The 12,437-nt window shown below is 40.6% G+C and carries 15 protein-coding genes; 7 read left to right on the top strand and 8 right to left on the bottom strand.

Annotation, left to right across the window (positions count from 1 at the left end):
• A complete protein-coding gene (locus P0M28_RS30880; RefSeq protein ID WP_302211143.1) occupies positions 1-729 on the top strand; it encodes a ParA family protein in 729 nt (242 codons plus the stop codon).
• Positions 726-1,019 carry a hypothetical protein gene (locus P0M28_RS30885; RefSeq protein WP_302211145.1) on the top strand — a complete coding sequence of 98 codons (294 nt, stop codon included), beginning with the start codon at positions 726-728 and terminating at the stop codon, positions 1,017-1,019. The genes P0M28_RS30880 and P0M28_RS30885 overlap by 4 nt, the downstream gene beginning before the upstream one ends.
• Positions 1,020-1,243: 224 nt before the next feature.
• On the opposite strand, the gene P0M28_RS30890 is transcribed toward P0M28_RS30885, so the two are convergent.
• The 4 genes from P0M28_RS30890 to P0M28_RS30905 form a co-directional block, all read right to left on the bottom strand.
• Positions 1,244-1,801, bottom strand: coding sequence for a replication/maintenance protein RepL (locus P0M28_RS30890; protein WP_302211147.1), 558 nt, complete (start codon positions 1,799-1,801; stop codon positions 1,244-1,246).
• Positions 1,802-2,320: 519 nt separating this feature from the next.
• Entirely contained in the window at positions 2,321-2,680 is a 360-nt protein-coding gene (locus P0M28_RS30895) for a DUF6788 family protein (protein ID WP_302211148.1), read from the bottom strand.
• Positions 2,667-2,909, bottom strand: coding sequence for a hypothetical protein (locus tag P0M28_RS30900; protein ID WP_302211149.1), 243 nt, complete (start codon positions 2,907-2,909; stop codon positions 2,667-2,669). The genes P0M28_RS30895 and P0M28_RS30900 overlap by 14 nt, the downstream gene beginning before the upstream one ends.
• 99 nt (positions 2,910-3,008) lie before the next feature.
• A complete protein-coding gene (locus P0M28_RS30905) occupies positions 3,009-3,206 on the bottom strand; it encodes a helix-turn-helix domain-containing protein (protein ID WP_302211151.1) in 198 nt (65 codons plus the stop codon).
• Positions 3,207-3,870: 664 nt separating this feature from the next.
• On the opposite strand from P0M28_RS30905, the gene P0M28_RS30910 reads away from it, so the two are divergent.
• Complete coding sequence (locus P0M28_RS30910; RefSeq protein ID WP_302211153.1) at positions 3,871-4,119, top strand: hypothetical protein; 249 nt, start codon at positions 3,871-3,873, stop codon at positions 4,117-4,119.
• Between the two features lie 538 nt (positions 4,120-4,657).
• On the opposite strand, the gene P0M28_RS30915 is transcribed toward P0M28_RS30910, so the two are convergent.
• The 3 genes from P0M28_RS30915 to P0M28_RS30925 all read right to left on the bottom strand — a co-directional run bounded on the left by P0M28_RS30915 (position 4,658) and on the right by P0M28_RS30925 (position 8,474).
• Complete coding sequence (locus P0M28_RS30915; protein WP_302211154.1) at positions 4,658-4,882, bottom strand: hypothetical protein; 225 nt, start codon at positions 4,880-4,882, stop codon at positions 4,658-4,660.
• Positions 4,883-4,899: 17 nt separating this feature from the next.
• Entirely contained in the window at positions 4,900-6,231 is a 1,332-nt protein-coding gene (gene mobV, locus P0M28_RS30920; RefSeq protein ID WP_302211156.1) for a MobV family relaxase, read from the bottom strand.
• 224 nt (positions 6,232-6,455) lie between these two features.
• Positions 6,456-8,474 carry a type IV secretory system conjugative DNA transfer family protein gene (locus tag P0M28_RS30925; protein WP_302211133.1) on the bottom strand — a complete coding sequence of 673 codons (2,019 nt, stop codon included), beginning with the start codon at positions 8,472-8,474 and terminating at the stop codon, positions 6,456-6,458.
• A gap of 255 nt (positions 8,475-8,729) precedes the next feature.
• Between P0M28_RS30925 and P0M28_RS30930 the strand changes: the two genes are divergently transcribed.
• A complete protein-coding gene (locus P0M28_RS30930; protein ID WP_302211135.1) occupies positions 8,730-9,374 on the top strand; it encodes a hypothetical protein in 645 nt (214 codons plus the stop codon).
• On the opposite strand, the gene P0M28_RS30935 is transcribed toward P0M28_RS30930, so the two are convergent.
• On the bottom strand, positions 9,375-9,599 hold the full coding sequence (locus tag P0M28_RS30935) for a helix-turn-helix transcriptional regulator (RefSeq protein WP_302211137.1): 225 nt from the start codon (positions 9,597-9,599) through the stop codon (positions 9,375-9,377).
• An 82-nt stretch (positions 9,600-9,681) separates the two neighbouring features.
• Between P0M28_RS30935 and P0M28_RS30940 the strand changes: the two genes are divergently transcribed.
• The 3 genes from P0M28_RS30940 to P0M28_RS30950 all read left to right on the top strand — a co-directional run bounded on the left by P0M28_RS30940 (position 9,682) and on the right by P0M28_RS30950 (position 12,381).
• Positions 9,682-10,455 (top strand): hypothetical protein, encoded by a 774-nt coding sequence (locus P0M28_RS30940; RefSeq protein WP_302211139.1) that lies wholly within the window; start codon positions 9,682-9,684, stop codon positions 10,453-10,455.
• Positions 10,456-11,048: 593 nt separating this feature from the next.
• Positions 11,049-11,198, top strand: coding sequence for a hypothetical protein (locus P0M28_RS30945; RefSeq protein WP_302211140.1), 150 nt, complete (start codon positions 11,049-11,051; stop codon positions 11,196-11,198).
• A complete protein-coding gene (locus P0M28_RS30950; RefSeq protein ID WP_302211141.1) occupies positions 11,185-12,381 on the top strand; it encodes an aminotransferase class I/II-fold pyridoxal phosphate-dependent enzyme in 1,197 nt (398 codons plus the stop codon). Before P0M28_RS30945 ends, P0M28_RS30950 begins: the two co-directional genes overlap by 14 nt.
• Positions 12,382-12,437 lie beyond the last annotated feature (56 nt).

The raw sequence follows: 12,437 nt of genomic DNA on the forward strand, positions 1-12,437 counted from the left end.
ATGATACTAACCGTTGTCAATTTTAAGGGAGGGTGCGCCAAAACTACTTCGGCTCGCTGCATCTCGGACTACCTAGCTCTTCAGGGCGCAAACGTTCTTTCTGTTGATTTGGATTCCTCCGGAAATCTTACTCAGAGCTTCGGTATAGATATACCTTCAAAGGGTGCGGGAGAAGCTATAGGTAGTGAGGGTAACGCAGATAAGTATATCATCACTGGCCAACCTAGTTTGCTTCCAAGTGGGATTAAGCTACGTGAATATGAGGCCATGTTTGCTACTCAACCGATGTCGTTTAAGAAGCTAAAAAAACTGTTGTCTCAACTGAGTTACGATTATATAGTTGTAGACTGCCCTCCTAACTTGGGTAGCCTCACTACGATGGCACTATATGCCTGTGATAGGTTTGTAGTACCGTTAGAACCAGAACATTTTGCTGTCAATGGATTGGCTAAACTGTTGGATTACGCAAAGGAAGTAATCGAAGAAGATCGTTTTTTAGGTGCCTTTGCTACCCGGTACAATGAGAAGGAACGAGGTGTACTGAGAAAGCAGCTTTTTGAACTGGCTGGTGATCGGCTAAGTGGTCAGGTATTTAAGACAGTCATACGGCGGAATATTGCTCTAGCAGAAAGCCAAAGTTTGGGCGAAAGTATTTATACCTACAGTCCTGATAGCAACGGAGCAAAAGACTACGCCTCTCTGACGAATGAAATCTTAAATCAGATATGAAAAAAGACTTTACCAAAAACAGTAAACTAGGTAAACTAAACTCAGCAAGTGAAGCTGGCCACGAGCTGGCCACTAACCAAAAGTCCAAAACGTTAGCTGTAAAGATTAGCTCTAAGGTCATTGATACGTTGAATGATTATGTTTTTTGGACACCCAACAATCAATCAGAAGTAGTAGAACAAATACTTTCCGACTTTCTGGATAAGCAAGACATTCAACCTATACCGCAACATATTAAAGACCAGCAGGAAAGGGCTAAGCAAAAGCGTCAAGCAGGAATGAAAAAATAAAGCCCCTTGATAGGGGCTTACAACTTATTTTCTTGAGCAGTTGCCAAGCTCTCTTCCGCCTCTTATCCCCACGGAACGGCTACTCCTGGCGGGTTGCGCTTCCGCATTGCCCGCTTCCGCCTCACCGAGCATTTTTAATATTATAAACCCTGAATACATAGGGCAATCTTTACGCTTACGCCTGGAAAAACTTTCATATCGGCCCGAAGGGCTTTCCGTCCTTATTAGTCATCTGCAAGAGTAATTTTAGGCCGTCTTACTTTTGCTGTTTTACTTTCGCTATTTAAGACCTCTTCGAATTCTCTTTCCTCCTTCGCCTTCTCTATAGCCTTCTCCAGTGGAGTTGGTTCTGGTAAATCAGAATATTGAATCATTAGGTACCCTATTTTCTTATCGGAGCCATAATTCAAAATTTCAGGATTAACCAGGTAATTTGCTGGTGCATCTGCTTGCTTTCTCATGAAGTCAGAATCAAGCAGTGTATTGATTACAGTTTGCACCGTTCGCGTACTGGTACTTGTTTCATTAGCAATGCCCCTGATAGTACCTACAAATCTGTTAGTTGACCTTTCTGTTGATGACAAGATATATGAGAAGACCTTAGCTTTACCTTCGCCTAATAAACCTATTACATTAGCTAAGTCTTTTATCCAGACTCGATGCCAATTGACGTATGCACTTGTATTTACGTCAACCAAGCCAACAGATAGGCGCCTACCTGTTTCATCATAAACAGATGTAGTTCCTTTAAACTTAGGAGAAATCTTCTTTTTCTTCTTCATATATCAAACATATACATGTTTTTTTAAAAGTGCAACAAACGTTTTAATTAAAGTAACACATTTGTTTTAACCTGTTACAACACTTGTATTATGCTAAATCCAGTTGTGATACTTATATACAACACTTGTTGCAAAAATTTACAACACTAAGAAATACATGATTATTTTATAAAACTCTGGTACATAGACATTTATATCTATTATTTTCATAGACTAAAAAAAGTACTCTCTTCTAACGAAGTTTAAGTGAATCACTCGAGCACTCAGATAGCCGTTACTCCTTTGTATTAGGGAAGCGGAAAGCCCTTCGGGCCGATATGAAAGTTTTTCCAGGCGTAAGCGTAAAGATTGCCCTATGTCTTGCTATGAGTATAGCACTTTGGATTTTAAATTAATTCTGTTTTTATATCTATAGCCAAATTTTATTTGCTGTTCACCAGCTTGTACGCTGGTGGCCACGACCTGAGCCAACCGGATCAGGTCGGATATCCGGTATATAAACGGAAGGGTAACCAAATTTTATTGGGTAGGGGTTGGCTGTAAAATGTCGGCTCCCTCGATGTTTTTGCCTATGTATCGGCTGCGGGTTCGTTTGCCTTCTTTCCAGTAACCGTACCAGTACGGACCGTGGCTAGGCCCCTCTTTGCATCGTTTACACTTAGGTTTACCACAGCTCACTTTCTCTAGTTGTAGTGTCATGTAACCCACTTGTTCGCGTCTGATGACTTCGCGGGACTTTCGGGGCTTAATATCTGGTCGGCTAGCCCGTTGATCTAGTATGCGTTCTAATTGAGCGATAGCATCACGTAGTGTTTTGTCAGTCTGTCGCCCGGCCTGAACTTCTAGCTTGAATAACCAATCTCGATTAATTGTTTCCATTCCCTAACAACTTTTCCATTTCAATACGAGCTAATAAGAACGCAGCTAACTTGTGCCGTTCAGTATCGCCTAACATCCAGAGCGGGAATTGATTGTTATTTGCTTCGAACTTATCCCAAATGTTGAAACCGGCTGATTCACCGAAAACCTGTATACTGTCAGATTGGCTAAAATCGTTTTGCAATCTATCGTATGCGTTAAGCAAAGCTAATGTATCCGTAATGTCCATAGCTTTTTCTTATGTAACTATGTTTTGATATTATAAGCGAAAGTTACATAAGACTTCCCAATTACCCAAGTTTCCGTACTTAAGAAACTGAAAGCAAAATCATTTTTTAAAAAAGTCATCAAGCTTTATCTTGAACACTTGCGCCATACGGTAGAGATGAACTGCATTCGGTGCATTCTCGGCATGTTCATAGTATCTTATTTGTCGTTCATCAAGATCAATCTTTCCGGCTAACTCAGCCTGTGATAGCCCGGCTTTTGTCCGGTAGTATTTAAGATTGGCAGCAAAGCGATTCATGATTTCCTGACGGGTAAACATACTGCCAAATTCCACGTTCTATCAGAAAATCAACCGGAGGTTTTTTTCCGGTGTAAAATTTGCACTATGTTCGCAAAATCAGAGTGGAGGGCTTAGGAAAAAGTCACCCCCCTGTCTGGAAATAGTATTATTAACATAACACTAGTTATCAAAACTTAGGGGGGCTTTTCGCGGGATTGTGCAAAAATCTTCCTCGGTTTCATCACATATATTTTTGATATGGTGCACGTGGTTTCCGGTCTTCCGTTTACGCTCTATGAGCAGTACCGAAAGGAGCGTTCGATCCTTTTCCTCAAACAAGCAGCGGTCTTGGAAATGGCTGAAAAACGGCTCTATTGTGGGTGGCTTGGTCACTTGATAACCCAGCGCAAGGAAGGGTTTCCAAAATGGCCGTATAGCTCACAATGTTATTTATACGTTCCATGTCATAATTAAATGACTAAAATGCAATCATAATTTTTGAGATTGCTCCTGAACTTCAGCAACTTTTGCAATCATTAACCTGCTTCCGGAAGATCTCATACAGCTCAAATTGCTATCAAAATTGTTTGGCCGCAGCCGCGCCAGGTTGTATCTTTGCTATCATTATTCCTTACTTGGTTAGATCCGGATGAGGGCTTTTGATAGCAAAACACTTAAAAGTATGGCTTATACACTTCGATTAGATAGTACAACCGATAAGAAGCTCAAAAGAGTTATGAAGCTGGTAAATGTATCGACCGCTACCAGGGCTATCAAATTGATGATTAGCGTATATGAGAGAGATCAAAAAGAAATTCTCGCTCTTCGGAATAAAACGAATAAGCTGGAGAACGAGTTAGACTCAATTAAACGGCTTTATCAGCAAAGAGAACGTTATGACTATGAGTTAAAGGCTATTTTATCTGATTAGTTATCATGAAGCTTATTTATACTTTAGTGTGCAATCTGTGCTTAGTGTGTTTCTTATCCTGCTCAGTAGAGCAACCTGTTCAACAACAGGAAGAATCCAGTTTTGGCAATAGGTATTGTTTGGACTTTGAAGGAATTATGATAAACAGTCGCCTTACGTCAATTTTATACGATCTTAAGCTTGCTGATATGATTATATCGGACGATAAGAAAGACCTTTATCTAGATATGCACATGTATGCTACAATGCCTATAACAGTCGATATTGATAGTATCATGATTTCCCTTGACAGTACAAGGCACGCTTTATTGGATGAAGGGGTGTTAACAGAACCTTTTGATATATCTAGTGGACGGTTAGAAACCTTCCGTCTTGAAATACCTTTTGTCACTGATGTAGATAGCATCCATCTTTCTATCGATTTTCAGGTGACAGTAGAAAACAAGGCGGGTGAAAAAGATACTTCTAAAAGTAGGTTTGAGTATACGTACCCTGTTGACTTCAATCTTTACTTGATAGAGCTCAAGGAGAAGAAAGATCAGGCTTTGCTTAGATCGACTAATTTTAAATCCATTGTTAGTTTACCTTCCCGGACTAGCTCCTTGCGTATCTCGTCTACTTGACAAGCTGAGAAACCGCAAACTTCAATAAGCTTTCTCTTTACCTGATCGGGCGGACCTGCCCATTTAGTGACTTTGAGCACAGTATCTTTTTCCCCCTGCTCTATAAGCTGTTTACCAGTAACCAGTAGTTTATAATTCATGACTGATGAAAGTTAAGTTAATCGTATCCTATGATGTCGTCCCGGCCACGGTCGTAGCCGTAGTAAATTTCTTTGAAACCTTTCTTTCGTAATCCCTTTTCCATTTCAGTAATTTCTTTGAACATTGGATTGTGCTTTACAAAGCCATCCTTTCCGATGAGCCTTCCGTTCTCGTCAATCTTATCACCTGGTGCAATGGTGCCGGGGTGCTTCGCTTCAATCATGCGAAGGTAACGTTTAAATCTATCTTTTTTGGACTCTTTACCAAATGCATCGGATAACTTTGTTTCGTTCTTATCCCAACCTTTCTCACGAGCTTCTTTTTCCAATGCTGCGCTAATCTCCTTAAACATAGGATTGTACTTTACAAAGCCACCTTTTCCGATAAGCCTTCCGTATTCGTCGATTTTATCCTTATCCTTTACAGCTTCTGGAAACTGTTCTCTAACCATCTTTAGATACTTTCCTAAAGACTCTTCTTTGTCTTTATCTAGTTTCACTAGGCTGTCATTTTTAGTTTGTAAAATCGTATTTCGTCGCTCTACTCGCTCGGTTCTGTCCTTGCTATTGTTAAGCTCTCTTTCAATAGCGATTGACCGCAATACTACGGGTTCTAGGCTTCTTTCTACTCGGCGATGGTAGCTTTCCCTAGATTCATTTTCTGATCGCTCAGGAACATTTATTTTAGGTCGAGCGGGGTTGCCAATTTCTTTATAGTATTGCTTGGTGGTCTTATGCTTACTACGTGTTTCCTGTACGCCTCGCTCTAAGCCATATTCCTTCATAGCCTCGGCGTATCTATCTTGGAATCCTTTAAGCTTGCTCTTGTGGCCGAATAAATAATCTCGAGCCGATAACCTTCCGTCTTCAGTAAGGGGTACTACTGTAGCGTGAATATGCGGAGTCTTCTCGTCGGCATGCATGGCAAAACGAACGATGTTATCCTTTCCAAATTCCTTACTCAAAAACTCATGGTTCTTATTCATCCAGTCGTTAAGGCTACCCTCTCTTTCTATTTCTTTCATCCGCTCGTGACTACCAGACATCATGATGTTCACGTACCGGACTGCATTACTTCGAATCTTGCTTTTCCCGTGGTGCCCTTCTTTAATCCGCTCGTTCACTGAGGCGAACATATCTTTGATTTCTCCCTTTTGTCTTCGCTCCTGGAACTCGCTCTGACCAATGACCTTAGTATTACCGTCCTTCTCACGAACGATAAATTTATTCAAGTGGGTTCGGTCTTGATCGGCGTTCTTTGGAGTGCTACTGCGGTCAATATGACGACCTAAAGCCCCGCCGGTTCCTCGGCCTTTCATGGCATGAAATACAGCAAACTGGTTGGCCATCGTCTTAGTTTTTTCTCCTTCTTGTGATCACCTTCCCTGATGTATCCGGCTTGCCGGATGACCCCGTAGGGCTCACTACAAACGTAGTTTGTCTAGTGAGCTAGACTTACGCTCGTAAAGTAGCGAAAAAGCGTTAGAATTCCAAGCCCAGTAAATTCATAAATGGCTAGATGTAGCAGCGTTAAGGCTACTCTACATTACTGCCGGGCGTAGCCCTTATTGTGTTAACCTTTATAAATCATAAGAGCCTCTTCGTTGACGAGCTCAAAGTTCTCTGCTATGTCTTTCTCGGTAACGTCCTTTATCTTATCCAGTTCGATAGGACTATAGTTATGCTTTTCAAACTGTACTTTCTTGGCTTGTTCTTCACCACTGATAAATCCTATAAACTGCCCTTTATTCAGTGCCCTTACTTCTTGAGCTTCTATGATTTGTCTGCGCTGTATAGTCTCACTTTCGTTAACTGATTTATTAGTACTTCCTAAGAATTGAAAATCTCCTCTTGATCGGCCTTTGGACTTACTTGTTACCTTCATCCGTTTATCATAATCACCCACTAACTTACTTACTTTTCGCGCTGTCTCTTCATTATTAATCTTGCCGTAGAACTGATAAGATAAGTTGTCAATGATTGCATCTGTCTCCTCTCGTCCGAACATTTCAATCATTTGAGGGAGGGTTTGTATGCCTATCATCGTGCAAACCCCTGAGCTACGTATTGTTGCTGGCACTTCATTAAAGCGGTGTAGGTAGATGGTAGGAAATTCATCAAGTTGTAGCAATGTAGGAACTCTACGTTCGTTCTGCTTGGCGTACATAGTGCTGTACGAAGCGTTGATGATTAGAGCTATCAAGGGAGCTACACTTTGGTGCTGGCTAATCTGTGGAAAACTGCTGACCGTTATAAAACGTCGGTTGTCCTCGTGGTTTACAGTTAAGTCTACTTCATCCTTAGACAGCAAGTAGAAATTCTCACGAGTAGCTATCTTTCCTAGTGCTATAAGTACACTTGACCAAATCAAGGACATAGTTTTTTCTGAACCCTGGGCTTTCTCAACCCCAGAAAACATAATCCTAGTTTCAGGGTCACTTTTGAGCATCTCTACTACCGATTCAACTGGCGTAGAAACCAAAAAGGAGATAAGGTGAGGAATTGTACAAAATTTAGAATGATGCTTCTTTAAATACCACATAGTAGAAGCGAGAACCGAGAACGCTGTACCTTCCCAAAAGGGGTCAGAGTGCTTACTTTGTCGGTTGAGATTTTTTAAAACTACTAGTGCGAATGCTTGGGCATCGGTGCTGTTACGCATATACTTCAATGGGTTACACCGATGGCTCCGATTTAGATCGGCGAAGTTGATGTACTTGAAGTCTGTTTCTGGCTCGAACATCATATGAGCACTATTGACGTGTGCTGCTAACTCGCCCTTACGGTCGTATATCAGCCCGGCCGTACCTTGCCGAATCGCTTGATAAATACTTGGCTCGATGCCACTTTTCGTTTTTCCTGCCCCAGCTGATCCCGTCCACAAGACCCCCTCGGTAGCATTGTCTATAGTAATTTCCCCCTGGTCAGTATCGAAGTACAAACTAAGCTGTCTTAGGGGTGCTGATGTTGTTCCGTTGCTCTTCTGGTACTCCTCAAAAGCGTTTTCAATATCCTGCCCGCTTCTATCGTTTTGTTCCTGCTTAGCGAGCTTAGCCACTTCCTCGGGAGTAGTACCCATAATGTCGTAGTAACTCTTCTGGCCTGGCTGCTCTCGCCTAATTGGCTTTGCTACTTTCTTTTCTGCAGATGGCTTTTGGTCGAACTTTATAAGGCCGTATTCCTGAATGAATGCGTACAGCATCTTAGCTGGAAATAAGCAAGCTATGATAGCAAAACATGTATAGGCAAAAGGAGTCTCGTAGTCTTCTCTCACAAACCGAGCAAACAGATTAATAACGAACACGGACAGTATTACTACAGCTATAAATATTCCCGCGTATTTTACGTACCATCGTTCAATATCTTTCTCCTGGTCAACCAGATAATAATAATAAGCTGCTGCATTGAGTAACGCAGCAGAGAAAACTACATTTAGTCCTACTAGACTATCAATAGCTTCGGCTATTAATCCTAGAACTACTAAGCCTACAAGAATCATTGCACCGTATTTTAACATATTTTGTACGGTGTACTGTATGTTCATGCGTGAAGCAAAAAACACAATAGCTGCTAGTAGGATGATGCCGATCATAGTATCATAGGTTGATGACTTGACATATTTTTTTTAACTCTTGGCCGGAAAAAGTTTTTGTCTTTAGCTTTCGGAACCAACTGCTTTTAGTAATTCCAGCTTTCTCATAAATGTGATTGTGCTTCAGTCCGTAAGATTCTATGACCTGGGGGAGTTGTTCCTGTAGGTGTAAAAAATCGTCTACAATTCTTTCGTTTATTCGCATTATCGGTTTAAATTGTAGTTCTAAATGGTATCAAATATAAGACTGTATTCGTGGATAAAAAACAAATAGGCTGGCTTTTAATCGGTGGCTTTGTAGTCTTTATTTTTTCGATTGTCAGTTTCTCTTTTGAGCCAGATAACAAGGATAAAGACAGCAGGAAAGCAAAATCTGAAGTTGATAGGAAGACTTCTAGTCAAGTAAATACTATTGATTCTTTGGAGAGTGTACTCAAAGAAAAGGATTCTGTAATTTCTGCCTTACGTATTCAGCTTGCTTATTTCAGTAACACGAAGGGAAGCGTAGATACTACCAATGCAGTAGTCTCAAATACAAAAAGATTCTCCAACGGTATTCAAATCAAAACTACCCAAGTGGAGTCATTCGACGATTTTACGAATATCACTGTTGAATTCTTCTCTACGAAAGACGTGAAGTTTTTTATTAAACACCAAGACGTTCAAGTAAACCATGAGGGCAATACGTTCGAGGCGAAATCATCTAGTGAGGCAACGGCTAGCGCGTCTCGTTTCAATTTGTCGGCTAACACCCGAAAAAAGGTAACATTCCATTGCCCCTTGAATGAAAGTATAAATTTCATAGAGCATTTCTATTGTGGTTTTCGTGCGACCTGGCCAGATAAGCCATACAAGGGCTACGATTATAAGTATGAGGCGAGAAACCTAAAAATAGAATAGTTATTCAGACTCTTCAAAAAGAGTATCCACACTTATTTCCAGAGCCTGGGCGATCCGGTAGGCAATGATGACTCCGGGTACCCGATCACCAGCTTCTATACTTTGAATATACCGCTCGTCAGTGTCGGCTTTAGCGGCGAGTACGACTTGCGTAATCTTTTTCACCTTGCGGTACCTTCGTATGTTGCTAGCGAGCCTCCTTGTTAGTTCTTCGGTGCTTATCATTGAATAAAGACCCCAAAAAAATATCTAAATAAACACGTACAATTGCGCGTGTTTACTTACCTTTACAAAAAACCTACTTTCTATGAAAACACTACTATTCATTGTTGTAATTTTTGGGTCTTGTCTTGGTACTGCTTTAGCTCAGACAAATGCCAGTTTTAGTAAGAGACTAGGGAAATACATTGCTTTAGGGAGTGCTTATCAGCCATTTGAATACTACAGACGTGGTGGAAGCTCGAGTCTTTTCTTTTCATTGTATAAACCTCGTCCTGACTTACAACTTTCATTAGGAGGTACTTATAGCTTCACTCCGAATTTTGCCGCTTATATTGAAGTAAATACCCGTATGGAGTACTACGAACTACAAAATAACGTAGTCAACGGCTATCAAAAATCAAACTATAAGCACGTTCAACGAGAATGGCTGTTCTTCCCTGGTGCATGTTTTGGGCTACAGTTAGGTCTAGGACGTTTTTTCGTTAAAGGCGGTATCGGGTTAAATTCCATCCGAAGTAGAAAACCAAACGGTCGGGAATCAGTACACGAAGGAGGAGGGCAGTGGGGCGAAGGGCAGAGGGTTTACGATAGAAGTTGGTGGTATGATAAATATGTGGTTGGTAGCGGGTTCTATATATATAATTCGTTAGATCGGTTTTATCAGAATGCGGAATTGGGGTTTAGAATTAGCGATAAAGTATCCTGTTCATTAACTTACATGAGAGGAGGAAAAAGAGTGACGAAGATATATTATGAATCTATTTTTACTTGGCTACGTGACATGACTAATAGTTATGATGATGCTCGGTTAAGGTATAGTAGTAATCGCTATGGTGTAAAAATTACAGTAAATATTTAATGTTTCCGTTATGATTGTATTCTATGTAAAGTCCAAGTTTTACGCATTTTTCCTTATCTTGCTATGTATAATCATTTGGCCTTTCCACAAAATATTCGGACTATGGAGAGTTTGACACGCAATAGAGCTAGAATACTTCTGTGTTTATACTTGACTGCTCTTCTCTTTGCGTCCTGGTACGTATGTGTAACTAGCGTAGAAGAGATGCCCAGCTTCTTAAAGTGGTATTTTAGTCAAGGGGAAGGTAATAAACTTGGTGAAAGGCTTCTTAATATGACTCATTGGGAAACCACGTTGTTTATGATCTCTTATTTTGGCGTAATCATTTTCGTTGCTTGGGTCTTGGTTCCCTGGTATACGAAAACAGAAAGCATGTTCAGTTTACTAAAATGGCGGTTTACCCGTAGGAGAAGTAAAGCTGAACTAATGGAGAGCATTCTAGAACAACAGGAAAGACTTATTGAGCTAGGTAAACAGCATTCAGCTTTAGAACATAGAAAATCGGAACTGGTACGAAGATCAAGTATAGCAAACGTTCATAACGAACTGTTCAACAAAGTTCACAAAAACTGATAGACTTAATAATTCTTGCTATGCAAATTATCATCATTCTTTCATCAATAGTAGTACTGGCTTCCATTTTAGCACCAATAGCTAAATTCGTATTTAATGGCGATAGTTCTACATCTATTGATATTCCTATTCCTCATCAATACCCTATAGAAGATAGTGAGACTGATTGATAAAATTAGACAGAAGAAAGAAGGGCTAGCGGTGTATGATGAATTCTACGGGGAGCTAGTATATCCTAAGCTGGAAGGCTTACTAAAAAACAGGATGCTATTTAAGGGCCGAGAGGTCATTACCTGGAGCTTTAATGATTACTTAGGCTATCAGTGTGATCAGAGAGTTATAGAAGCTGAAACGGCTTTTGTCTCTATGTTTGGGGCAGGTTATCCGGCTGGGTCTCGGCTCTTGACAGGTAACACAGAATACCACGAAAAACTAGAGGATGAAATAGCCCAATTGGTAGGTAAGCCAACAATGCTTGTGAATTTGGGGTATGCGGGAATCATGTCTACGATACAAAGTCTTGTTGATAGAAATGATACGGTTATCTATGACCAGGAAGTTCACGCTTGCCTAGTAGATGGAGCCCGTCTTCATCTTGGTAAACGTAGATCGTTCCGGCATAATGACATAGAACATTTAGAAGCTCAGCTAAAAGCGTCTAAATCTGCTCTTGGTGGTACTTTAGTCCTTGTTGATGGTGTTTATAGTATGCGTGGTGATTGCGCTGCGCTAAGTGCTATTATAGAGCTAAAGAAACGATATGAGTTTACTTTGTTGGTCGACGATGCTCACGGTTGGTTGACATTCTCTAACCAAGGATCTGTCGGCGACTTAATGAAAGAAGTTGATATTTACATAGCTACTTTTGCGAAGGCTGCCGCTACTGTAGGAGGGTTTATCGCTGCGGATAAAGATATTATTCAGCACTTGAAGTACAACGTTCGTAGTCAGGTCTTTGGGCGCACATTACAATTAGTGAACGTTTACAGTGTATTGTTTAAGCTAGACCTAATACGAGACGAGGGGGACAATCGGCGTAATACACTCTGGTCTAATACAAAAAAATTGCAAACTGGCCTACAATCGATAGGGCTAAACATCGGAGATACTACTAGCCCAATTACCCCTGTCTACTTTGATTGTCCAGAGGAAGTTTCAGCCGAAATTATTCAGACTCTGCGTTATGAATACGGGATTTTTTGTAGCTGTGTAACTTATCCAGTAATTCCGAAAGGACGCTTTATACTTCGTCTTATCGTGACTGCTCTTCATACTGATGACGATATTAAGCAAACACTTAAGGCGTTTAGCTACGTGAAAGAGAGGCTGAGCAGAAATGTAGAACTTAGTTAAAAATTTTTTTAATGCTTTAAATGTTTAACATGTTAAAAATTTATTACATTTAAAAC

Origin of the sequence: Tunicatimonas pelagia (genome assembly GCF_030506325.1) — a bacterium.
Taxonomy (GTDB): Bacteria; Bacteroidota; Bacteroidia; order Cytophagales; family Cyclobacteriaceae; genus Tunicatimonas; species Tunicatimonas pelagia.

Coding starts and splice junctions, on each gene's coding strand:
- P0M28_RS30880 (WP_302211143.1), top strand. CDS start 1: ATGATACTAACCGTTGTCAATTTTAAGGGAGGGTGCGCCAAAACTACT.
- P0M28_RS30885 (WP_302211145.1), top strand. CDS start 726: ATGAAAAAAGACTTTACCAAAAACAGTAAACTAGGTAAACTAAACTCA.
- P0M28_RS30890 (WP_302211147.1), bottom strand. CDS start 1,801: ATGAAGAAGAAAAAGAAGATTTCTCCTAAGTTTAAAGGAACTACATCT.
- P0M28_RS30895 (WP_302211148.1), bottom strand. CDS start 2,680: ATGGAAACAATTAATCGAGATTGGTTATTCAAGCTAGAAGTTCAGGCC.
- P0M28_RS30900 (WP_302211149.1), bottom strand. CDS start 2,909: ATGGACATTACGGATACATTAGCTTTGCTTAACGCATACGATAGATTG.
- P0M28_RS30905 (WP_302211151.1), bottom strand. CDS start 3,206: ATGAATCGCTTTGCTGCCAATCTTAAATACTACCGGACAAAAGCCGGG.
- P0M28_RS30910 (WP_302211153.1), top strand. CDS start 3,871: ATGGCTTATACACTTCGATTAGATAGTACAACCGATAAGAAGCTCAAA.
- P0M28_RS30915 (WP_302211154.1), bottom strand. CDS start 4,882: ATGAATTATAAACTACTGGTTACTGGTAAACAGCTTATAGAGCAGGGG.
- mobV (WP_302211156.1), bottom strand. CDS start 6,231: ATGGCCAACCAGTTTGCTGTATTTCATGCCATGAAAGGCCGAGGAACC.
- P0M28_RS30925 (WP_302211133.1), bottom strand. CDS start 8,474: ATGATCGGCATCATCCTACTAGCAGCTATTGTGTTTTTTGCTTCACGC.
- P0M28_RS30935 (WP_302211137.1), bottom strand. CDS start 9,599: ATGATAAGCACCGAAGAACTAACAAGGAGGCTCGCTAGCAACATACGA.
- P0M28_RS30940 (WP_302211139.1), top strand. CDS start 9,682: ATGAAAACACTACTATTCATTGTTGTAATTTTTGGGTCTTGTCTTGGT.
- P0M28_RS30945 (WP_302211140.1), top strand. CDS start 11,049: ATGCAAATTATCATCATTCTTTCATCAATAGTAGTACTGGCTTCCATT.